18 protein-coding genes are annotated in these 21,656 nt (G+C 70.4%); 5 read left to right on the forward strand and 13 right to left on the reverse strand.

All coding sequences use genetic code 11. The features are described from left to right. The first annotated feature begins 3 nt into the window (after positions 1–3). Positions 4–3,102: an efflux RND transporter permease subunit gene (locus tag BT98_RS0100555; protein ID WP_019461086.1), complete on the forward strand. Its 3,099-nt coding sequence runs from the start codon at positions 4–6 to the stop codon at positions 3,100–3,102. A 54-nt stretch (positions 3,103–3,156) separates the two neighbouring features. On the opposite strand, the gene BT98_RS0100560 is transcribed toward BT98_RS0100555, so the two are convergent. After that, a complete protein-coding gene (locus BT98_RS0100560) occupies positions 3,157–4,050 on the reverse strand; it encodes a LysR family transcriptional regulator (RefSeq protein WP_019461087.1) in 894 nt (297 codons plus the stop codon). A gap of 120 nt (positions 4,051–4,170) precedes the next feature. On the opposite strand from BT98_RS0100560, the gene BT98_RS0100565 reads away from it, so the two are divergent. The 3 genes from BT98_RS0100565 to BT98_RS0100575 all read left to right on the forward strand — a co-directional run bounded on the left by BT98_RS0100565 (position 4,171) and on the right by BT98_RS0100575 (position 7,820). Beyond that, complete coding sequence (locus BT98_RS0100565) at positions 4,171–5,253, forward strand: 4-oxalomesaconate tautomerase (RefSeq protein WP_019461088.1); 1,083 nt, start codon at positions 4,171–4,173, stop codon at positions 5,251–5,253. A 36-nt stretch (positions 5,254–5,289) separates the two neighbouring features. Next, positions 5,290–6,273 (forward strand): Bug family tripartite tricarboxylate transporter substrate binding protein, encoded by a 984-nt coding sequence (locus tag BT98_RS0100570; RefSeq protein ID WP_019461089.1) that lies wholly within the window; start codon positions 5,290–5,292, stop codon positions 6,271–6,273. 251 nt (positions 6,274–6,524) lie between these two features. Beyond that, positions 6,525–7,820 carry a D-amino acid dehydrogenase gene (locus BT98_RS0100575; RefSeq protein WP_019461090.1) on the forward strand — a complete coding sequence of 432 codons (1,296 nt, stop codon included), beginning with the start codon at positions 6,525–6,527 and terminating at the stop codon, positions 7,818–7,820. A 100-nt stretch (positions 7,821–7,920) separates the two neighbouring features. Here the strand turns inward: BT98_RS0100575 and trhA are convergent, their stop codons facing one another. From trhA to proV, 9 genes are all read right to left on the reverse strand, one after another. Beyond that, positions 7,921–8,598 carry a PAQR family membrane homeostasis protein TrhA gene (gene trhA / locus BT98_RS0100580; RefSeq protein WP_019461091.1) on the reverse strand — a complete coding sequence of 226 codons (678 nt, stop codon included), beginning with the start codon at positions 8,596–8,598 and terminating at the stop codon, positions 7,921–7,923. A gap of 13 nt (positions 8,599–8,611) precedes the next feature. Further along, the gene (locus BT98_RS0100585; RefSeq protein WP_019461092.1) at positions 8,612–8,812 is read right to left on the reverse strand and encodes a hypothetical protein; all 201 of its coding nucleotides are present in this window, start codon (positions 8,810–8,812) and stop codon (positions 8,612–8,614) included. A gap of 48 nt (positions 8,813–8,860) precedes the next feature. Then, positions 8,861–9,091 carry a hypothetical protein gene (locus BT98_RS0100590; RefSeq protein WP_019461093.1) on the reverse strand — a complete coding sequence of 77 codons (231 nt, stop codon included), beginning with the start codon at positions 9,089–9,091 and terminating at the stop codon, positions 8,861–8,863. Positions 9,092–9,215: 124 nt separating this feature from the next. Further along, entirely contained in the window at positions 9,216–9,422 is a 207-nt protein-coding gene (locus tag BT98_RS0100595; RefSeq protein ID WP_019461094.1) for a cold-shock protein, read from the reverse strand. A gap of 262 nt (positions 9,423–9,684) precedes the next feature. Beyond that, positions 9,685–10,419, reverse strand: a complete 735-nt coding sequence (locus tag BT98_RS0100600; protein ID WP_079253429.1) for a DUF1194 domain-containing protein — start codon at positions 10,417–10,419, stop codon at positions 9,685–9,687. Between the two features lie 214 nt (positions 10,420–10,633). After that, on the reverse strand, positions 10,634–12,832 hold the full coding sequence (locus BT98_RS0100605; protein WP_019461096.1) for an anthranilate synthase component I: 2,199 nt from the start codon (positions 12,830–12,832) through the stop codon (positions 10,634–10,636). Positions 12,833–13,149: 317 nt separating this feature from the next. Then, positions 13,150–14,037 carry a glycine betaine ABC transporter substrate-binding protein gene (locus BT98_RS0100610; RefSeq protein ID WP_019461097.1) on the reverse strand — a complete coding sequence of 296 codons (888 nt, stop codon included), beginning with the start codon at positions 14,035–14,037 and terminating at the stop codon, positions 13,150–13,152. A 35-nt stretch (positions 14,038–14,072) separates the two neighbouring features. Beyond that, positions 14,073–14,996: an ABC transporter permease gene (locus tag BT98_RS0100615; RefSeq protein WP_019461098.1), complete on the reverse strand. Its 924-nt coding sequence runs from the start codon at positions 14,994–14,996 to the stop codon at positions 14,073–14,075. 73 nt (positions 14,997–15,069) lie between these two features. Then, positions 15,070–16,290, reverse strand: coding sequence for a glycine betaine/L-proline ABC transporter ATP-binding protein ProV (gene proV, locus BT98_RS0100620; protein WP_026033179.1), 1,221 nt, complete (start codon positions 16,288–16,290; stop codon positions 15,070–15,072). Positions 16,291–17,081: 791 nt separating this feature from the next. Between proV and BT98_RS0100625 the strand changes: the two genes are divergently transcribed. Then, positions 17,082–17,876, forward strand: coding sequence for a DUF2189 domain-containing protein (locus tag BT98_RS0100625; protein WP_237719362.1), 795 nt, complete (start codon positions 17,082–17,084; stop codon positions 17,874–17,876). Positions 17,877–17,912: 36 nt separating this feature from the next. Here BT98_RS0100625 and BT98_RS0100630 read toward each other — a convergent pair whose 3' ends face one another. The 3 genes from BT98_RS0100630 to BT98_RS0100640 form a co-directional block, all read right to left on the reverse strand. Further along, complete coding sequence (locus BT98_RS0100630; RefSeq protein ID WP_019461101.1) at positions 17,913–18,968, reverse strand: NAD(P)-dependent alcohol dehydrogenase; 1,056 nt, start codon at positions 18,966–18,968, stop codon at positions 17,913–17,915. A 270-nt stretch (positions 18,969–19,238) separates the two neighbouring features. Further along, positions 19,239–20,897 carry an isocitrate lyase gene (locus BT98_RS0100635; protein WP_019461102.1) on the reverse strand — a complete coding sequence of 553 codons (1,659 nt, stop codon included), beginning with the start codon at positions 20,895–20,897 and terminating at the stop codon, positions 19,239–19,241. Between the two features lie 61 nt (positions 20,898–20,958). Next, complete coding sequence (locus BT98_RS0100640) at positions 20,959–21,255, reverse strand: hypothetical protein (RefSeq protein WP_019461103.1); 297 nt, start codon at positions 21,253–21,255, stop codon at positions 20,959–20,961. Positions 21,256–21,656 lie beyond the last annotated feature (401 nt).

A 21,656-nucleotide genomic window follows, 5' to 3' on the forward strand; every position in this document is an offset into this window, starting at 1 on the left:
GCGGTGTTCTCGATCTCGGCGCCCTTCATCCGGCGGCCCATCGCCACCTTCCTGCTGGCGGTGGGAATGATGCTGGCGGGCGTCGTGGCCTTCGTGAAGCTGCCCGTCTCGGCCATGCCGCGCGTGGACCTGCCCACCATCTTCGTGCAGGTGAACCAGCCCGGCGCCAATCCGGAGACGCTGGCGGCCACGGTGATCGCGCCGCTGGAGCGGCAGATCGGCGCGGTGGCGGGGATCACGGAGATGACCTCCTTCTCCTCCACCGGCACGGGCAACATCATCATCCAGTTCGACATCAGCCGGACGCAGGAAAGCGCCGCGCGTGATGTGCAGGCCGCCGTGAACGCGGCGCGGCAGGACCTGCCCTCCGGCCTGCCCAACCCGCCGACCGTGCGCAAGATCAACCCGGCGGATGCGCCGGTGATGATCCTGGCGCTGACCTCGGACACGCTGACGCAGAGCGCGCTCTATGACGTGGCAGACAGCGTCGTGGCGCAGCGCCTGTCGCAGGTGGACGGCGTGGCGCAGGTGCAGGTGGGCGGGGCCGACCAGCCGGCGGTGCGCGTCGCGGTGAACCCGGATGCCGTCGCGGCGGCGGGCGTGTCGCTGGAGGACGTCCGCACCGCGATCAGCAACGCCAACGTCACCCAGGCCAACGGGCTGATCGACGGGCCGGAGCAGGCGGCCTCGATCGGGCTGAACAGCCGGCTGCTCCGGGCGCGGGACTTCCAGACGCTGATCGTCAAGGCGACGGACAAGGGCGTGGTGCGGCTTTCCGCCATCGCGCGGGTCACCGACGGCAGCCGCAACCGGCGGCAGGCGGGCTTCTTCGACAGCCGGCCCTCGGTGCTGCTGCAGGTGTACAAGCAGGCCGACGCCAACGTGCTGGAGGTGGTGGACGGCGTGCGGGCCATGGAGCCGCAACTGCTGGGCTGGGTGCCGGGCGGCGTGCAGGTCAACGTGCAGAGCGACCGCTCCGGCACCATCCGCGCCAGCGTGGAGGAGGTGGAGTTCACCCTGCTGCTCTCCATCGGCCTGGTGATCGGGGTGGTGGCGGTCTTCCTGCGGCGGCTCTCCTCGATCCTGGCGGCCAGCGCGGCGGTGCCGCTGTCCCTGCTGGCCACGCTGGTGGTGATGTGGTTCCTCGGCTACTCGCTGAACAACTTCTCGCTGATGGCGCTGACCATCGCGGTGGGCTTCGTGGTGGACGATGCCATCGTGATGATCGAGAACGTCTCCCGCCTGCGCGAGCGCGGGATGGGGCCGGTCGAGGCGGCGCTGGAAGGGGCGCGGGAGATCGGCTTCACCATCGTCTCCATCACCGTCTCGCTGGTGGCGGTCTTCCTGCCGCTGCTGGCCATGGGCGGCGTGGTCGGGCGCATCTTCCGGGAATTCTCGGTGACGCTCGCGGTGGCGGTGCTGGTCTCGGGCGTGCTGTCGCTGACGCTGACGCCGATGATCACGGCGCATTTCGGCGGTGCCGGGCCGGAACGCCTGCCCGGCCTCCTGGCGCGGGGCTTCGAGCGGGCGCTGGATGCCCTGATCGGCTTCTATCTGCGCACGCTGCGCGTGGTGCTGCATTTCCGGCGCACCGCGCTGCTGGCCACGATCGGCTTCGTGGCACTGACCATCTGGCTCTACATGGTCGTGCCCAAGAGCTTCTTTCCGGAGCAGGACACCGGGCTGATCCAGGGCTCCAGCCAGGCCGCGCCCGATACCTCCTTCGACCGGATGCTGGGGCTGCAGCAGCGGGTCGGCGAGATCATCGCGGCGGACCCGGCGGTGGCCAGCATCGGCACCACCATCGGCTCCGGCTTCAACGGCGGCACCAATTCCGGCTCCATCTTCATCCAGCTCAAGCCGCGCGAGGAGCGTGGCGTGACCGCCGCCCAGGTGATCGACCGGCTGCGCGCGCCGCTGAGTCATATTCCCGGCGTGAACGTCTTCATGCGGTCGCAGCAGGACCTCTTCATCGGCGGCCGGGGCGGCAACGCGCAGTATTCCTACGTGATGCTGGGCACGGATATCGGGGAGCTGCGCGACTGGACCGAGAAGATGGTCCGCAAGCTGCGCACGGTGCCGGGCATCACCGACGTGTCCTCGGACCAGGAGAGCGCGGGGCTGGTGGAGCGCCTGATCATCGACCGCGACGCCGCGGCCCGGCTGGGCGTGGGGGTGGAGGATATCAGCGCCGCCTTCAACAACGCCTTCGCGCAGCGCCAGGTCTCCACCATCTACATGTCGCGCAACCAGTACCGCGTGGTGCTGGAGGTCACCCCGTCTCTGCAGCAGAGCGCAACACAGTTCGACCGCGTCTTCGTGCCCGGGCGCGACGGGCCGGTGCCGCTGCTGTCCGTGGCGAAGGTGCGGCGGGAAACGGCGCCGCTGCGCGTGACGCATCGCAGCCAGTTCCCGGCCACCACCATCACCTTCAACCTCGCCGAAGGCATCTCGCTGAGCCAGGCGCAGGCGCTTGTGGCCCAGGCGGAGCGGGAGATCATGCTGCCCGCCGGCATCCGCACCCAGTATGGCGGCAATGCCGCCGCCTTCCAGGATTTCGAGAGCTCGCAGCCGTTGCTGATCCTGGCGGCGCTGGTCTCGATCTATATCGTGCTGGGCGTGCTCTACGAGAGCTACATCCACCCGCTGACGATCCTCTCCACCCTGCCCACGGCGGGGCTGGGCGCGCTGCTGGCACTGCTGGTCACCGGGACCTCCTTCAGCGTCGTGGCGCTGATCGGCGTGATCCTGCTGATGGGCATCGTGAAGAAGAACGCGATCATGCTGGTGGATTTCGCGTTGTCGCATGAGCGGGAGGAGGGCGCGTCGAGCGAGGAATCCATCCTGGCCGCCTGCCGCGACCGCTTCCGCCCGATCCTGATGACGACGCTGGCCGCGCTGTTCGGCGCGCTGCCGCTGGCGCTGGGCAGCGGGGTCGGGGCGGAGCTGCGGCAGCCGCTCGGCATCTCCATCATCGGCGGGCTGATCCTGTCGCAACTGCTCACGCTCTACACCACGCCGGTGATCTACCTGGCGCTGGACCGCTGGCGGCTGCGCGGGCGACGCGATCCGGGGCCAGCGCGGCTGCATCCAGCGGAGTAGGAGAGGGCGGCGGACCGGCACGGGGCTGGCCACGAAGCGTGGTGACAGCGCTGTTCAGCCCGCCTTCATGCGGCTTTCCAGCAGGTCGAGCAGCGCGCGGGCGGCGGGGCCAGGCACGGCACCGCGGCGGATGACGACGCCGGTGGCGCGCTCGATGCGTGGCTCTTCCAGGCGCCGCGCCACCAGGACGGGATGCGGGCCGCGCGGCAGGGCGAGGCGCGGCACGACCGCGAGGCCGAGCCCGGCCTCGGCAAGTCCCAGGCTGGTGGAAAGGTGCTCGGCCTCGTAGTGCCAGTTGGGCTGGATGCCGCGCGGCAGCAAGGCACGATCCAGGATCAGCCGGTTGCCGGAGCGGCGCGAGACGCCGACCAGCTTCTCCGTCGCCAGATCGGACCAGCGCAGGCTGCGGCGCCGGGCGAAGGGATGGTCGCGGCGGCAGGCGAGCACGAAGGGATCGCGGCGCAGCGGACGGAACTCCACTTCGGGATGACCGGCGCCTTCCATGCCGATGCCGAACTCGACGCCGCCGGTCGCCACCGCGTCGGTGACGCCATCGGCCGAGAGATCCATGACGCGCACGCGCACGGCCGGGAAGCGTCGCGCGAAATCCGCCACCGTGGCGGGGAGGAAGTAGTAGGCCGCGGTGGGGATGCAGGCGATGGTGACGAGGCCGCGCCGCCGCGCCGCCGTCTCGCGGATGCCGAGCAGGCTTTCCTCCAGCTCATCCAGCAGCCAGCGCGCGCGTGGCAGGAACTCTCGCCCCGTCTGGGTCAGCGCCACGCGGCGCGTCGAGCGGGCAAGCAGGGCGATGCCGAGCTCCTCCTCCAGTGCCGAAAGGCGGCGCGAAACGGCGGGCAGGGACAGATGCAGCACTTCCGTCGCGCGGGTGAGGCTCTGCGCCTCGGCCACGGCGACGAAGGCGCGGAGCTGGTCGAGGTCGATGGCCAAGCGGGCGGTCCTTGTTGCGTGTGGCGCAAGAGTTCTGCCGATCTTTGCACTTCAGCAAGAGCTTTCCCGGGCGCAGAAGGGGGCCGACGCGGGAAACCGCAACAGGTTCTGGAAACGCCGATGCAGATCCGTCTCCCCTGCGTGCTGATGCGCGGCGGCACGAGCCGCGGCCCCTTCTTCCTGGCGGGGCACCTGCCGGCCGATCCGGCACGGCGCGACGCGCTGCTGCTGGCCGCGATGGGCTCGCCGCATCCCTTGCAGATCGACGGCATCGGCGGCGGCAACAGCCTGACCAGCAAGACCGCGATCGTCGGCCCATCGGAGGAGCCGGGCGTGGATGTGGAATACCTCTTCGCCCAGGTCTCGGTGGACCGCGGCACGGTGGATACGCGGCCGAACTGCGGGAACATGCTGGCCGCCGTGGGCCCCTTCGCCATCGAGGCCGGCCTGGTGCGGGCGCGGGCGCCGGAAACGCTGGTGCGCATCCGCAACCGCAACACCGGCGCTCTGGTCGAGGCGGTGGTGCAGACCCCGGACGGGCGCGTGACCTATGCGGGCGAGGCGGAGATCCCCGGCGTGCCGGGCCGCTCGGCGCCGGTGGCGCTCCGCTTCCGCGATGTGTCCGGCAGCAAGACCGGCATGCTCTTCCCGACCGGATCGCGGCGGGAGGAGATCGGCGGCATCGCCGTCACGCTGGTGGACGGCGCCATGCCGATGCTTCTGATCCCCGCCTCCGCGCTGGGGGTGCGGGCCGATGCGGCGCCGGAGGCAATCGAGGGCGATGCCGCGCTGCTGCGGCGCATCGAGGCGATGCGGCTGGAGGCCGGGCGGCGCATGGGGCTGGGCGATGTCGCCGGCAGCGTCGTGCCCAAGCCGGCGTTGCTGGGGCCGGGGGAGGGGGGCGCGACGCTCACCGCGCGCTATCTCACCCCGCATGCGGTGCACCGCGCCATGGCGGTGACGGGCGGCATCACCCTGGCCGTCGCGGCGCGCATGGCGGGGACGGTGGCAGCCGATCTCGCCACGCCGGGCGAGGCGGTGCGGATCGCGCATCCCGCCGGGGTTCTGGAGATCGGCCTCGGCATCGAGGACGGGGTGGTGCGCTGGGCCAGCGTGCTGCGCACGGCGCGGCGGATCTTCGAGGGCAACCTGCTGGTGCCCGAGCCGGAGGGGGAAGCCGCCTTCCTGATGGCCGCCGAGTAGGCTTTTCCCGCAAACACAAGAAACGAGGAAACATCCATGCTGAACCGTCGCAACCTGCTCCGCGCCTTCTCCGCCGCACCGCTCGCGGCCCTGCCGCTCGCCGCCCGGGGCGCCGAGCCCGCCTGGCCCGCCCGGCCGATCCGCCTGCTGGTCGCCTATGCGCCGGGCGGCGGCACGGACAACGTGGCGCGCGTCCTGGCGGCGCAGCTCCAGTCCGTGCTGGGGCAGCCGGTGGTCGTCGAGAACAAGCCCGGCGCGGGCGGCAACCTCGCGACCGAGGCGGTCGCCTCGGCGCGGCCCGATGGCTACACGCTGCTGGTGGGCAACCAGGGGCCGATGACGGTCAACCAGTCGCTCTTCCCGAACATGCGCGTCGATCCGCTGAAGGCGCTGGACCCGGTGGCTCTGATGGCCGATGCGCCGCTGGTCGCGGTGGCGGGGCCGGGCAGCAAGGCGAAGGACCTGTCGGCGCTGCTGCAGGAGGCGCGGGCCGCCAAGGGGAGCTTCGGCTATGCCTCGGCCTCCAACGGCTCGGCCAGCCATCTCGCCGCCGCCCTGATGTTCCAGATGGCGGGGGCGGAGGCGGAACACCTGCCCTTCCGCGGTGCCGGCCCGGCGTTGAACGACGTGGTGGCGGGGCATATCCCCTTCATGGTCACCACCCTGCCTTCGGTGATCGGGCTGATCCAGGGCGAGCTGGTGCGGCCGCTGGCCGTGACCGGGGAAAGCCGGATCGCCGCGCTGCCGGAGGTGCCGACCGTGGCGGAGGCGGCGCTGCCGGGCTATCGCGCCTCCGCCTGGTACGGGATCCTCACGCCCAGGGGCACGCCGGAGGCGATCCGCGCCCGGCTGGAAACGGCGGTGGCCGACAGCCTGACCGTGCCCGAGGTGGCCCGCCGGTTGAACGAGGAAGGCGCCGTGCCGGCCCGCATGGGCGGCGAGGCCTTCGGCCGCTTCATGGCCGAGGAGCGGATGCGCTGGGCGAAGCTGGTGAGCGAGACACGGATCGCGGCGAACTGATCCCGGCGAGACAATCCCGGCGAGACAATCCCGGGGGCCGGTTCCCCCCGGAGTGGCCAGCGGCCTCGTGCCCGACAGGGCTGGGCTGCGTCCCGCGGGATAGGCCGGTCTCGCGGACAGGGAGCATCATCGTTTGACAGAGGGGCCGGCTTTCCGGCCCCCTGTCCCGCGGATCGTTGCCTCGTGAGACCTGTCATGCCCGGATGCCGCCCCTGCCCCTCGTCGTTCCCTTGTGCCGGATGCCCCGGGCGATGAGGATCTGCGTCCTGGGGGCCGGCATCGCCGGCCTGGCGGCGGCCTATCACCTCGGGCGGGACGGACACGAGGTCACGGTGCTGGACCGCGAGGCCGGGCCGGGGCTGGGCACCAGCAAGGCGAATGGCGGTCAGCTCAGCTACTCCTATGTCGCGCCCCTGGCGGCGCCGGGCGTGGCGCGCAAGGGCATGCACTGGATCCTCGACGGCGAGGCGCCGCTGCGGCTGAAGCCGCAGGCCGACCCCCGGCTCTGGCGCTGGCTGAAGGCCTTCCTGCGGGCCTCGCGGCGCGAGGTGTTCGAGCAGGGCACGCGCGAGATGCTGGCGCTCGCCTATCACAGCCGCGGCGTGCTCGATGCGATGATGGCACGCGATCCGCTGGATTTCTCCTGGCGGCAGAACGGCAAGCTGGTGGTGTTCCGCGACGAGGGCGACCTGCGCGGCGCGGCCTCGCTGGTGGCCTATCAGGCGCGGTACGGCGCGAAGCAGCAGGTGCTGGATGCCCGCGAATGCCTGGCACTGGAGCCCGCGCTGCGCGACACGGCGGAGAAGCTGGCGGGCGGCGTCTTCACGCCGGACGAGGCGGTGGGCGACGCGCACGGATTCTGCGAGGCGCTGCGCGGCGTGCTGCGGGGCTGGCCGAACATCCGCTTCCGCTTCAACCATCCGGTGACGGCGCTGCGCCTGCGGAACGGCGCGGTGGTCGCGGCGGAAAGCCCGGCGGGGCTGGTGGAGGCGGATGCCTTCGTCCTGTCCTCCGGCATCGGGGCGCTGTCTCTGGCCGAGCCGCTGGGGCTGATGCTGCCGCTCTATCCGCTCAAGGGCTACAGCCTGACCGTGCCGACGCGGGCAGGGGACCTGCCGCCGGAGATCAGCATCACCGACGCGCACCACAAGGTGGTCTATGCGCTGCTGGACCGGGCGACGGAGAGCGCCGAGGGGCGGCTGCGCGTGGCGGGGATGGTGGATCTCGTCGGCTTCGCCACGGATCTGGTGCAGCGCCGGCTCGACACGCTGACGCGGCAGGCGCGGGAGGTCTTCCCCGCCGCCGCCGACTGGCCGCGCGCGCAGCCCTGGGCTGGCCTGCGCCCCGCAACGCCGGACTGGAAGCCGATCCTGGGGCCGAGCGGGGTCGATGGGCTCTGGCTCAACCTCGGTCATGGCGGTCTGGGCTTCACCATCGGCTGCGGCACGGGCGAATTGCTGGCGGCGATGATCGCAGGGCGGGAGACGGGGATCCCGGTGGAGCCCTATGCGATGGGGCGGGTGACGCGGACCGCCCAGGCGGCCTGATGTCCGGGACCCACGTCTTCGCGCGGGCGAGGGCCGGGCTGGAGAGCCGCGGGTGTGATGCCCCAGCCCTGCCGGTGCGGCGGATTTCGCGGGCGGGGCGCTACGGTCCCGCCAAGACCAGCGACAGCACGAGAAGGTAGTGGCTGGCCGCCGCCGCCAGGACCATGGCGTGCCAGAGCGCGTTGTGGAAGGGCAGGCGGTGCGCGAGGTGGAAGGCCACGCCGCCCGTGTAGAGCAGCGCCCCGAGGCCCAGCGCGCCGAGCTGCCAGGCCGAGAGCGCGCGGATGAGCGGTGGGAGCGCGATCAGGCCCACCCAGCCGAGAATGAGATAGAGGGCGAGGCCCAGGCCCTCGTGGCGCCCCGGAGCCAGGAGCTTCAGGGCCACGCCACCGGCGGCGCCGGTCCAGACCATGGCGAGGAGGGCGATGCTCCATCCGCCGCCAAGGGAGAGGGCCATGACGGGCGTGTAGGTGCCGGCGATCAGCAGGTGGATGGCGGCATGGTCGAAGCGGCGGAGGCGCTGCCGGAGCCGGCCGGGCGGCGCCATGTTGTAGGCGGCCGAGCAGGCGAAGCTCGCGCCCAGGCCCAGCAGATAGGGGGCGACGGCGGCGAGGGTGAGCCAGCCGGGGCGCGCGATGGCGGCGCCCAGCAGGTGGATGCCACCGGCCAGGACGGCGGCGAGGCCCAGGAGATGGACGCCGCCATCCGCGATGCGTTCGCGTCTGGAAAAGGACAGCGCGGGGGACGCCCCGGCCAGGGCGTCCCGCGCCGGATGCATCAACCGCCGCGGATCAGCGGCGGGACTTGCCGCGCTCGATCTCACGTTCCAGGGCGCTGCGCTCGGTCTGGCCGGAGCGGCGGGCGATCTCACGCACGATGGCCGGGGAAACGCGGTGGCGCTTGGCCAGATAGGCGATGGTGTCCTCCAGGCCCTCCGGCGGGGCGGCCGGCTCCGCGGCGGGTTTGGGCTTCGGCTTGGTCTGCTGGGACACGGGACTGCACCTGGAAGGGAGGAAGAGGGGAAAGGTGAAGCGGAACCGTCAGGCGGGCATGGTGTTCCGGCCGAGGACGCTGGTCGGGCTCAGGCGCATCTCGCTCTCGCGCACGACGCGTTCCTGGCCGTCCTGGCCCTGGCGGACGCGGTACTCGCGGTCCGGCGAATCATTCGGCAGGAGGCGGGTGATGGTGTAACGGCCCCGTGCCTCGTGCGGATTGAAGAGATGGGGAACCAGCTCGACCTCGTCGCCGATCTGGAAACGGTGGTTGGCCATGGGCTTTCCTTCCGGGCTGTGGAGCCTGCCGCAGGATGTCCGGACGGTCCCCGCAGGGGCCGGTCCGGTATCCGGACGGGCCATGCCCGCCGGTCGCGGGGAGGGGAGACCCCTCCCCGACACGTCACGCCGCGCGGATGTTGCCGGCGGAGACGCGGCCTTCGCGGCCCTGCACGAGCTCGTACTCGAGCTTGTCGCCCTCGCGGGGCTCCTGGAGGCCGGCGCGCTGCACGTCGGAGACATGAAGGAAAACGTCCTTCGAGCCGTCATCCGGCTGGATGAAGCCGAAGCCCTTGGTGCTGTTGAACCACTTGACGGTGCCTGAGGCCATGATGGGTGTTCCGTTTCCGAAAGGCCGGGGCGCGACATGCGCACCGGATCGGCATCGAGGGGAACGGACACCGAGCTCGACGCTCGGAGGAGCAAGGAGAACAGGCCGGCACGACGAGACTGACCGGAGGAACATGGGCGCCCGGAACGGGATTTGCAAGTGACGAGGGGGCGCGAGGGAGCGCGAGGCTGCCGGTGCCGCCATGCGTCCAAAGGGGGAGAGGTGAGGCCATGCCCTCACGGACGCCGTGCGGGCCGCGGGCTCAGGCGATCTCCCGGACCAGCTTGGCGCGCAGCGCGCGGGCGAAGTCGGCGCGGGATTCCGCGGCCATGACGAAGGCGCCAGGTCCGGCGATGACGGTGGCTTCGTAGGTCTGGCGCAGGCCGGGGCGGTCGCCCTCGATGGCCAGGGCGTTGATCACGATGCCCCGGGCCTCGGCCGCCTGCCGTGCTTCCTCGAGGGGGCGCAGGCTGCGCATGTCGGGGGCATCGCCGGAAACGTCGATCACCTTCTCGTCGGCCCGCCAGGGCGCGGCGGCCAGCAGGCTGGTGGAATGCTCCACCGCGTCGCCGATGGCGTTCCAGGATTGCGGCGACCGCGGCGCGGCCATCACGGCGCCCGCCATGGCCTGGGCGGCGGCGGCGCCGTCGATGCGGTGCCAGCCCACCACCGTGGCCGCGCCGCCCGGGGCGCCCCATTCCACCAGGGCGATGCCGATGGCGCCGAGCGGTCCGGAACCGATCGCGGCCAGCACATCGGGATGGGTGATGGCCTGGGCGCAGCCCTCGCGCTGCAGGCGGAACTCGTCGGCATCGATGCTGCCGGATGCGTCGATGGCCAGGACCAGCAGCAGGTCGATCACCCGTCCCTCGGCCCGCGCGGGCGTCGCGGCGGCAAGGGCTGCGGGGAGAAGAAGGGCGTCGCGGCGGCGCCAGCCAGGGCGGGCGGCACCGGGGCGGGCGGCACCGGGGCGAGGGGGTGAGGGGTGGTCCGTCATGCCGCGCGCCTCCGGATGGGTCCGGAGAGAGGTTTGGAGGCGGGCGGGGGATGTCAACCGGGGTGGCGGCGGCCTCGGAGGAAGGCCCTGCCTTCCCCCGAACCCCCATCCGCCAGGACCCTGGGGGCCCTGGACCTCCCCTTCCTTGGCGCTTGTTGCAGGCCGGATCGCGCCGCGGGAGGCGGAGCCCCGCCCGGGACGGGGCAGCGCCGGATCAACCCGCCGTGGCCGGCTCCGCATTGGTGCGGGTCAGGCGCGTGAGCATGGCGGCGACCAGCGGCATGCCGATGCGGTTCGGGTCCGTCATCAGCGATTCCGGGTGGAACTGCACCGCCGCGATGGGCAGGCGCCTGTGCTCCACGGCCATGACGACGCCATCCTCGGTCTCGGCGGTAACGGCGATCTCCTCCGGCAGCACCAGCCGGCGCGCGTGCAGCGAGTGGTATCGTCCCACGGCGAACTCCTCCGGCAGGTCCTGGAGGAAGCGGCTGTCCTTGCGGTGGATCAGCGAGGGCTTGCCATGCATGGGCCGCTCCAGAACGTCCAGCGCGCCGCCGAAATGCTCGACGATACCCTGCAAGCCGAGGCAGACGCCGAAGGCGGGCAGCCTGCGTTCCACCAGCAGGTCCAGCGTCTCGGTCATCGCGAAATCCGACGGGCGGCCCGGGCCGGGGGACAGCACCACGAGGTCGATGCCCTCGGCACCCTCGCGCAGCCGTTCCCGCGCCAGTTCGGGGCGCATCGTCGTGACCTCGGCCCCGGCGGCGCGGAAATAGCTGGCCAGGGTGTGCACGAAGCTGTCCTCGTGATCGACCAGCAGCACGCGCGGGCTGTGGCCCAGCAGCTCGGCCGGGGCCGGGCGCTGCGGCGGGGCGGCGGGGGCGGCGCCCTTGATGGCGGCGAACATGGCGCTGGCCTTGAGGTGGCACTCGGCCTCCTCGGCCGCCGGGTCGCTGTCGTGCAGCAGCGTGGCGCCGGCCCGCACCTCGGCCACGCCGTCCTTCAGGCGGATGGTGCGCAGCGTCAGGCCGGTGTTCATGTTGCCGTCGAAGGTGATGCGCCCGATGGCGCCGCCATACCAGCGGCGGGCGGAACGCTCCTCGTTCTCGACATGACGGATCGCCCAGGTCTTGGGCGCGCCGGTGACGGTGACGGCCCAGGCATGGGACAGGAAGCCGTCCAGCGCGTCCATCTCCGGCAGCAGCTCGCCTTCCACATGGTCCACCGTGTGGATCAGGCGGGAATACATCTCGATCTGGCGGCGGCCGATGACCTTGACGCTGCCGGGCACGCAGACACGCGACTTGTCGTTGCGGTCCACGTCGGTGCACATGGTCAGCTCGCTCTCCTCCTTGCGGGAATTGAGCAGGGTGCGGATGTTCTCGGCATCCTCCAGCGCGTCGCGGCCGCGCCTGATCGTGCCGCTGATCGGGCAGGTCTCGATGCGCCTGCCCTCGACGCGCACGAACATCTCGGGGCTGGCGGCGACCAGGAACTCGCCCTCGCCGAGATTCATCAGCGCGCCATAGGGGGCGGGGTTCACGCGGCGCAACCGGTCGAAGAGCTCGCTCGGCGCATCGGCGCAGGGGGTGGCGAAGGTCTGGCCGAGGACCACCTCGAACAGGTCGCCGCGGGCGAAGGCCTCGCGCGCGCGCTCGACCATCGCGGCATATTCGCCGGGGCCGTAGTCGCTGCGGATCTCGCCGTCCTTCTCCGTGCCGGGACGGTAGGGATCGGCGGGCGTCTCGCGCGGCAGGCCCTCGGTGGCGGCGCCTTCCACGGTGAACTCGTAGCGGTGGCGCTCGGCGGTGCCACGCATGTGGTCCACCACCAGCACCTCGTCCGGCAGGAAGAGGACGAGGTCGCGCTGGTCCGCGGCGCGGGGCAGGCGGAGCTTCATCGGCTCGAACTGGAAGACCAGGTCGTAGCCGAAGGCGCCGTAGAGGCCGAGATGCTCGTCCTCGCGCGCGCGGAACAGCTCGCCCAGGCGGCGCAGCACGGAGAAGACGGAGGGCTGGCGGGAGCGCTGCTCCTCCGGGAAGCGGCCTTCCGGCTCGCGCAGGCGGAGGAAAAGGCGGGTCGCGGAGGCCTCCGCCTCCCCGGCCTCCGCCATGCCGCGCAGGGCGGGGGCGATGGCGCGCAGCAGGGTCTCGCCACGCGCGTTGAGCGCCGTGACGGTGACCTCCCGCCCCCGGGCGGTGAGCATCACCGGCGGGTCGGCGAAGCCCATGTCCAGGCGCGTGTAGCGGCCGGGGAACTCGAAGGAGGAGGAGAGCAGCACGCCGCGCTGGCGGTCGAGGCGCTTCGCCAGGTCCGGCATCAGCGTCGCGGCATCGGCGGCGAGGGTTTCCCGCCGGACGGTCAACCCGCCTTCGGTGCGGTAGCTTGTCTGGGACATCGTGGATGCCTGCATCTCGACTCCGGGGTGGCTGGGCGGCCTCGGGGTCCGGGAAGGCTGGCAGGGGATATGAGAAAGGCCGCCCGGATCTCCGAGGCGGCCTTGAAACGTGGGAACGCGCGGGCCGCCTGTTCTACAGGGGCCACCACCAGCGGCTGGAGGGTTCGCGCGTGATCATGGTGGATTAGGTAGCCCGTGGTGCGGGGCGGTGCAAGGGGTGTTCCGGGCGGATGGGGCGGCCGCGACCGGCCGTGGACGGGGCGCCGCGGGCCCGAAGGCGGAAGGTCCCCCCGGGGAAAGGCGCCGCCTCCCCCGGGAGTGCCCGTGCCCGGTCAGGCCGTCTTCAGCCAGGACTCCACGCGGTCCTTGTGGCCGGCGATGTAGTTCGCCACCGCCTTGTCGTAGCTGGTCTCCTGCGCGTCCAGCATGGCCTTCTGCAGCTCGTCCAGCGGCAGGTTCATGCGGGTGAGCAGGCTGGTGACGCCGGGGCTCTGCTCCTTCAGCCCCTTGCGGGCGATGGCATAGACGCTTTCCACGCCACCCATGGCCTTCTCCGGATCGGCAAGGTAGCGGAGGTCGTACTTGCCGAACATCCAGTGCGGGCTCCAGGCCGTCGCCACCACCCACTTCTTGCGGCGCATGGAGCGCTCGATCATCGAGATCATCGCCGCCTCGCTGGATTCCTGCAGCCGGTACATGTCGTCGAGGCCGTAGGTCTTCAGCGCCTCCCGCGACACGCGGGTGAGGCCGGCGCCGGGCTCGATGCCCTGGACGATGCCGCCGAGCTTCTCCCGCACCTCGCCGCTCTTGAGGTCGGCGAAGGAGTTCAGCTCCTCCTTGGGGACATAGTCGGGGACCACCCAGCCCAGCCTGGCATCGGTGTAGAGCACGCCGAGGCGGTCCACCTTGCCCTCGATGCGCTTCCAGTAGTCGGCATGGGTCTCGGGCAGCCAGAGTTGCAGCATGGCGTCCACGTCGCCGCGGGTGATGCCCTGGTAGAGCGGGGCGATATCGCTCTGCATCAGCACCGCCTCGACGTTCAGGCGGTCCTGCATCAGCTTCGCCGCCAGCTTGGTGACGAATTCCGCATCGGCCCAGGGGGCGTAGCCGAGGGTGACCTTCTGCCGCGCCTGCGCCAGGGCCGGGCGGGCGAGGGTGCCGGTGAGCAGCGTGCCGCCCGCGGCGGCGGTGAGGGTGAGGAGGTTGCGCCGGTTCAGCATGGGGCGTCTTCCTTTCTGCGGTTCGTGTGTGGCGGTCAGTGGCTGGCCAGGCGGGCGGCGGTGCCGCCCTGCTTCGCCTCATCCTCACCCTGGGCCTTGCGCGCGAAGAGCGCGCGCAGGCCGGGGACCAGGGCGGGGCGCTTCTGGCCGAAGCTCTGGGTGATGCGGTCGAGCAGCACGGCCAGGATCACGACGGCGAGGCCGCCCTCGAAGCCGGTGCCGACATCGAGGCGCTGGATGCCGGTGAGCACGGTGTTGCCCAACCCGCCCGCGCCGATCATCGAGGCGATCACCACCATCGACAGCGACAGCATGATCGTCTGGTTGATGCCGGCCATGATGGAGGGCAGCGCGTTCGGGAGCTGCACCTTCATCAGCAGCTGGCCCGGCGTGCAGCCGAAGGCAAGGCCCGCCTCGATGAACTCGCTGTTCACCTGGCGCAGGCCCAGATTGGTCAGGCGCACGACCGGCGGCATGGCGAAGATCACCGTGGCGATCGTGCCGGGCACGGCGCCGAGGCCGAAGAACATGGCGGCCGGGATCAGGTAGACGAAGGCCGGCATGGTCTGCATCAGGTCGAGCACGGGGCGGACCACCAGGGCCACGGCCTCGCTGCGCGCCATGGCGATGCCGAGCGGCACGCCGACCACGATGGCGATGACGGTGGCGGAGAGGACGAGGGAGAGGGTCTCCATCGTGCGCTCCCAGAGATCCATGCCGAGGACCACGAAAAGGGCTGCCACGGCGAAGAGGGCGAACTTCCAGCCCACGCGCCAGAGGGCGAGGAGCACGATCACCGCCACGGCGGCCAGCGGCGGGACGCCGGTCAGGGCCGCCTTGATGGTGCCGGTGACGAAGCCGATCACCATGGCGATGCCGTCGAGGAAAGGCATGAAGTGGTCGAGGATGTAGTTGACGACGGTGTCGGCGGCTTCGCCGATGCCGAGATGCATGTTCATGGAACGGGTTCCGGTGCTGTGGGCCCGAGGGGGCGCGGGAAGGTCCGCGGCAGGGCGCTGCGGAGGCCTCGCCTCAGGCGGCGCGGTCCAGGGTCATCAGCAGGGCGGACTTGCTGATGGAGCCGATGTAGCGCCGCTGCGCGTCGATCACGGGCACGGGCCAGGGGCTCTGCGCGACGCGGCCGAGCACGTCGGACAGCGTCTGGTCGGCGTCGATCGGCTCGATCTCGGACAGGAAGGCGCGGTGATAGGGGTCCGCCTCGCCGCTGCGGGCGGCGCGGGCGAGGGATTCCGCGCTGACCATGCCGTGGTAGCGGCGGTCGCGCCCCACCACGATGGCGACGTCGCGGTCGTGCCGGCGCATGCGCTCCAGTGCCGCCGGGACGGCGAGGCCCTTGCGCTCGATCAGCACGACCTGCGCGTCGCGCGCCACGTCGCCGGCGCGGAAGACCTGCGACACGTCCACGTTGCGGAAGAAGGAGCGGACATAGTCGTTGGCCGGGTTGGTCACGATCTCGTCCGGCGTGCCGACCTGCACCACGTTGCCGTGCTGCATGATGGCGATGCGGTCGCCGATGCGCATGGCCTCGTCGAGGTCGTGGCTGACGAAGATGATGGTGCGGCTGTGCTCGGACTGCAGGCGCAGAAGCTCGTCCTGCATCTCCGTGCGGATCAGCGGGTCGAGGGCCGAGAAGGCCTCGTCCATCAGCAGCACGGTCGGCTCGCTCGCCAGCGCGCGGGCGAGGCCGACGCGCTGCTTCATGCCGCCCGAAAGCTGGTCGGGGCGGCTCGGGGCATAGGCGGCGAGGCCCACGCCCTCCAGCGCCGCCATGGCCTTGGCATGGCGCTCCGCCTCGGCCACGCCCGCGACCTCCAGCCCGAAGGCGGCGTTGTCGAGCACCGTGCGGTTGGGCAGCAGGGCGAAGGACTGGAAGACCATGCTCATGTCGCGGCGGCGCAGCTCGGTCAGCTCGCGCTTCGACATGCGGGTGATGTCCTGGCCCTCCACCAGGATGGCGCCGGAGGTCGGCTCGATCAGGCGGTTGAGCAGGCGCAGCAGGGTGGACTTGCCGGAGCCGGAAAGGCCCATGATCACGAAGATCTCGCCGGCCATGATGTCGAAGTTCGCGCCGTTGACACCCAGCGTGCAGCCGGTCTCGGCGTGGATCTCGTCCTTGCCCTTGCCCTGGCGCACCATCTCCATGGCGCGGTCGGGATGGTCGCCGAAGACCTTGTAGACATCGCGCAGGGCGATCTTCACCTGCGGCTCGGTGGCCGTGTCTGCGGTGGTCATCGCCAGTGGGGAACCGGTCGCGGACATCCCGGGGGATGTCGCGGTCGTCGCCGTATCCATATGCCTCTCCCAGTTGGCCATCCGCCCTGGGATGGCACTCACCTCCATGCGAGCGGCCGCCGGCAGGCACGGCCGCTATGAGCACAGAACGGGCGGAAAGTTCCTTGTCGGACCCTTCTGCCCCGAAAATGACACAATGATGTGCCGCTGCCGTAAATAAGCTCGATCGCGATGTAGAATGGATGAACTGGATTGTCCACACCTAACGGCACAGACATGCGCTATGTGGGAAGCAATCCGGAAAGATGATTACCTGCGCATGGCCAGGAGTTATGGGCCGGGTCCATCGGCGGCAGGGCGAATTATTCTTGTGGCGCCCTGGGATATGCTCGGTGTGCGAAGGCTTTTCCTGCCTGGCTTCCGCGCGGAGGAAAGGATTAACTGATCCGGTTCTGGGACACCCTATCACGATATTGTAACCTCGTGAAACAGCGCGCGCAGATTGCCGAATCGGGTTCACTCTTCACCGCGAAATGACCATCCATTCGCCAGCCCTCCGGCTGGAATCTTCTGGAAAATGGCCTCGTTTCCGCCCAGATCAGGGATAGCCGGACCGCCGCTTTCCAGGACGGGCCCGGTGGCGGGCAGACCGATCGATGGAGCACGGCGCCACAAGCAGCGATGGGCCCGGGCAGGAGTCCTGACCCGGCCCGGTCACTCTCTGGACCGCCTCGGCCACGTGCCCCTCCCATGGTTCCCGCCGGGCCCATGCATTCGGGAGGGTAGAGAGAATGGTGAGGAATCCGTCCGCGGCCGCCGGCACCATGGGGGTGCCCGCGCGTCCCGTCATCCGCCGCATCGGCTATGACGACCTGCGCGCCGCGCTGTCCGAAGGATGGTGTGATTTCCGGGAAACACCGACCCAGCTGGTCTTCCTGGGTGTGATCTACCCACTGGTCGGCTTCGTCGCCGCCCGCGCGGCCTTCGGCTACGAGCTGCTGCCGCTGCTCTTCCCCATGCTGGCGGGCATCAGCCTGCTCGGCCCTGTCGCTGCGCTGGGGCTCTATGAGATCAGCCGCCGCCGCGAGCGTGGCGAGCCGGCCTCCTGGGTGAACGCCTTCGACGTGCTGCGCTCGCCCTCGCTCTTCTCCATCGCGGCGCTGGGCGTGGTGCTCTTCGCCATCTTCGTCGCCTGGCTCTTCGTGGCCAAGGCCATCTATGTCGCCACGCTGGGCGCCGCCCCGCCGGACTCGATGGGCGAGTTCCTGCGCGACGTGCTGCGGACGCGCGAGGGGCGCAGCATGATCCTGCTCGGCAACGGCGCGGGCTTCTTCTTCGCCCTGCTGGTGCTGAGCATCTCGGCGGTGTCCTTCCCGCTCCTGCTGGACCGCGATGTCGGCGTGGCGGAGGCGGTGCGCGCCTCGATGCGGGCCATGGCCACCAATCCGGGGCCGATGCTCGGCTGGGGCCTGGCCGTGGCGGTGCTGCTGGTCCTGGGCTCGCTGCCCTGCTTCGTCGGGCTGGCCGTGGTCATGCCCGTCCTGGGCCACGCCACCTGGCACCTGTACCGGCGCCTCGTGGCATGAGGGGAGGCGGCCGGGGCCCTGCGCCCCGGCCGGCCGTCAGGCGGCCTCGGGCAGGGTCGCCATGTCGATCACGAAGCGGTACTTTACGTCGGACCGGATCATGCGCTCATAGGCGGTGTTGATCTCGTCCATGCGGATCATCTCGATGTCCGAGGTGATGCCGTGCTCGCCGCAGAAATCCAGCATCTCCTGCGTTTCCGCGATGCCGCCGATCAGCGAGCCGGCGAAGCTGCGGCGCTTGAAGATCAGGCTGAACACGGCGACCGGCAGGGGCTGCTCCGGCGCGCCCACCTGCACCAGCGTGCCGTCGCGCTTCAGCAGGCCGAGATAGGCGTTGATGTCGTGCTGGGCCGCCACGGCGTCGAGGATGAAGTCGAAGCTGTTGGCCTCCCTGGCCATCGCCGCCTCGTCCCGTGACAGCACCACCTCGTGCGCGCCGAGGCGCAGCGCGTCCTCGACCTTGCTGGCGGAGGTGGTGAAGAGCACGACATGCGCGCCGAAGGCCCGTGCGAACTTCACCGCCATGTGGCCGAGCCCGCCCAGGCCGACGATGCCGACGCGCTGGCCGGGGCCGACCTTCCAGTGCCGCAGCGGGGAATAAGTGGTGATGCCGGCGCAGAGCAGCGGCGCCACCGCGGCGAGGTCCAGCTTCTCCGGCACCTTCAGCACGAAGGCCTGGTCCACCACCACGGCGCGGGAATAGCCGCCGAAGGTATGGCCGCCGCCGTGCCTGTCCTCGCCGTTATAGGTGCCGATGAAGCCGCGCTCGCAGTACTGCTCCAGCCCTTCCTGGCAGCTCGCGCATTCGCGGCAGGAATCGACCATGCAGCCGACGCCGGCGAGGTCGCCCACCTTGAAGCGGGTCACGGCATCGCCGACCGCCGCGACGCGGCCGACGATCTCATGGCCGGGCACGCAGGGATAAAGGGTGTTGTGCCACTCGTTGCGGGCCTGGTGCAGGTCGGAGTGGCAGACGCCGCAATAGAGGATGTCGATTCGCACATCCGTCGGGCCGGGATCGCGGCGCTCGAAGGTGAAGGGGGCGAGCGGTGCCGTGGCCGCTTCCGCGGCATAGCCGGTGCAGGTGAACATGCGGATGTCCTCGCACGAAGAAGGCAGGGGAAAGGATCGCGGCCGCCCTCGTGGGTGGCGCGGTTGGAAAAGGCGGCAAAAGAGCGCGTGCGGGGAACTTGGCGATGGGAAGGGGTTTTGGCCAGATCTCCCGGCGCCCGGATGGGAGGGGGAGGCGGGCTGATCAAGGGAAGGTGATGGGCGGCGGAGCCTTCCTCCCAAAGGGCGGCGAACAGGCGAAGGGCCGCCCCGGTGCGGGGGCGGCCCTGGCGTTGTGGAGGAGACGCCCCTTCAGGCGAACTGGTTCATCGTGTTGTGGGCGCCGCTGGCCTTGAGCGCGGCCTCGCCGGCGAAGTACTCCTTGTGCTCGTCGCCGATATCGGAGCCCGCCATGTTCTGGTGGCGGACGCAGGCGACGCCGCGGCGGATCTCCTGCCGCTGCACGTCCAGCACGTAGCCGAGCATGCCCTGCTCGCCGAAATACTTCTGCGACAGCGTGTCGGTGGACAGCGCGGCCGTGTGATAGGTCGGCAGCGTGATCAGGTGATGGAAGATGCCGGCACGCTTCGAGGCATCGGCCTGGAAGCTGCGGATGCGGGCATCCGCCTCCTCCGCCAGATCGCTCCCGTCATAGTCCACGCTCATCAGCTTCGCGCGGTCATAGGCGGAAACGTCGCGGCCTTCCTCCTTCCAGGCATCATAGACCTGCTGGCGGAAGCTCAGCGTCCAGTTGAAGGAAGGCGAGTTGTTGTACACCAGCTTGGCGTTCGGCACGACCTCGCGCACCCGGTCCATCATGCTGGCGATCTGCTCGACATGCGGCTTCTCGGTCTCGATCCAGAGCAGGTCGGCGCCGTTCTGCAGCGAGGTGATGCTGTCCAGCACGCAACGGTCCGCGCCGGTGCCAGGACGGAACTGATAAAGGTTGCTGGGCAGGCGCTTCGGGCGCAGCAGCCTGCCCTCGCGGCGGATCAGCACGTCGCCGTCCTTCGCCTGCCCGGCGGTGATCTCCTCGCAGTCCAGGAAGGCGTTGTACTGGTCGCCGAGATCGCCCGGCTCGCGGCTATAGGCGATCTGCTTGGTCAGGCCGGCGCCCAGCGAGTCCGTGCGGGTGACGATGATGCCCTCCGGCACGCCGAGCTCCAGGAAGGCGTAGCGGATGGCGCGGATCTTCTGGATGAAGTCCTCGTGCGGCACCGTCACCTTGCCGTCCTGGTGGCCGCACTGTTTCTCGTCGGAAACCTGGTTCTCGATCTGCAGCGCACAGGCGCCCGCCTCGATCATCTTCTTCGCCAGGAGATAGGTCGCCTCGGCATTGCCGAAGCCCGCGTCGATATCGGCGATGATCGGCACCACATGCGTCTGGTGGCTTTCCGCCCTGGCCAGCAGCTCCGCCGCCTTCGCCTGGTCGCCCGCGGCCTGGGCCTTGTCATAGGCGCGGAACAGGTCGTTCACCTCGCGCGAGTCCGCCTGGCGCAGGAAGGTGTAGATCTCCTCGATCAGCGCGGGGACGCTGGTCTTCTCGTGCATCGACTGGTCGGGCAGGGGGCCGAATTCCGAGCGCAGCGCCGCCACCATCCAGCCGGAGAGGTAGATGTAGCGCCGCTCCGTGCCGCCGAAATGCTTCTTCACCGCGATCATCTGCTGCTGGGCGATGAAGCCGTGCCAGGCGCCGAGCGACTGGGTGTAGAGCGCCGGGTCCCTGTCATAGGCCGCCATGTCGGCGCGCATGATGCCGGCGGTGTAGCGCGCGATGTCGAGGCCGGTGCGGAAGCGGTTCTGCAGGCGCATGCGGGCGGCGGATTCGGGGCTGATCGCGTCCCAGGTGCCGTGCCGGCTCTCCACCAGCTTGCCGATCTGCTCGACATCGTCGCGATAGGCGGAGGCGCCGCCACGCGGGCCCGGGAAGCCGCCGCTCAGTCCATCCGGTGCGTGGTTCGGGAAGGGCATGTCTCTGTTCCTGCTGTCGTGAAGGCGTCTGCCGTGGTGGCCGTGGTGCGGCCCGGAAGGGTCAGCTGTAGTGGAGGTCGTCGTGCACGGCGCTGCTGGGCGTACGCACGCTGGCCGCGTCGGCCACCAGGCGCTCGGGCCGCAGGCCCACCGGCCCTTCCTCACGACGATCGTTCGCCCAGTCGTGGTTGTGCACCAGGCCGTCGTCATAGGTGTTCTCGTCCCGCGGCTGCGCGGACGCCGCGTCGCTGGCCGGCAGGTTCCGCGACTGGGTCACGGCGGGGATGGTCTGGGTCTTGGTGGTGATGAACATGGCTTCGGTCTCCCTCTGATCCGAGAACGACTTCTCGTCGGACATAGAACGTCCGTCCCGCCTCGGAGGGAACACCGGATTTACATCCGGCCTTGTAAAGCTGTTACATGATTTACTGCTGATTTATTCAATGAGTAAACTCTGTAAAGAAATGCACTTCTTGGCCGGGAGGTATGGCCGGATGCCGGAGAGTGGCTGCGGCCGGTTCCGGAATGGTGCGGGGCAGCACGGAATCCGCGTTGACGCCACCAGCCATCGCCATCCATCCTGTTCGCGGAATGTTGAGCCGACTCCTCCCCGTTGCGCGACAAGCGCTGCAAGCACAGCCGGTCACGGCCTGTGCCGAGGGGATGCGTGTGACCTGTCCGGGCCCCGGCCCGGCACAGGGCGGTGGCCGGAGACGATCCGCCTCCTAAGGACCCGACATCCGCAACCCTCAGCAGGCC

The organism is Roseomonas mucosa ATCC BAA-692 (assembly GCF_000622225.1).
Lineage (GTDB): Bacteria > Pseudomonadota > Alphaproteobacteria > Acetobacterales > Acetobacteraceae > Roseomonas > Roseomonas mucosa.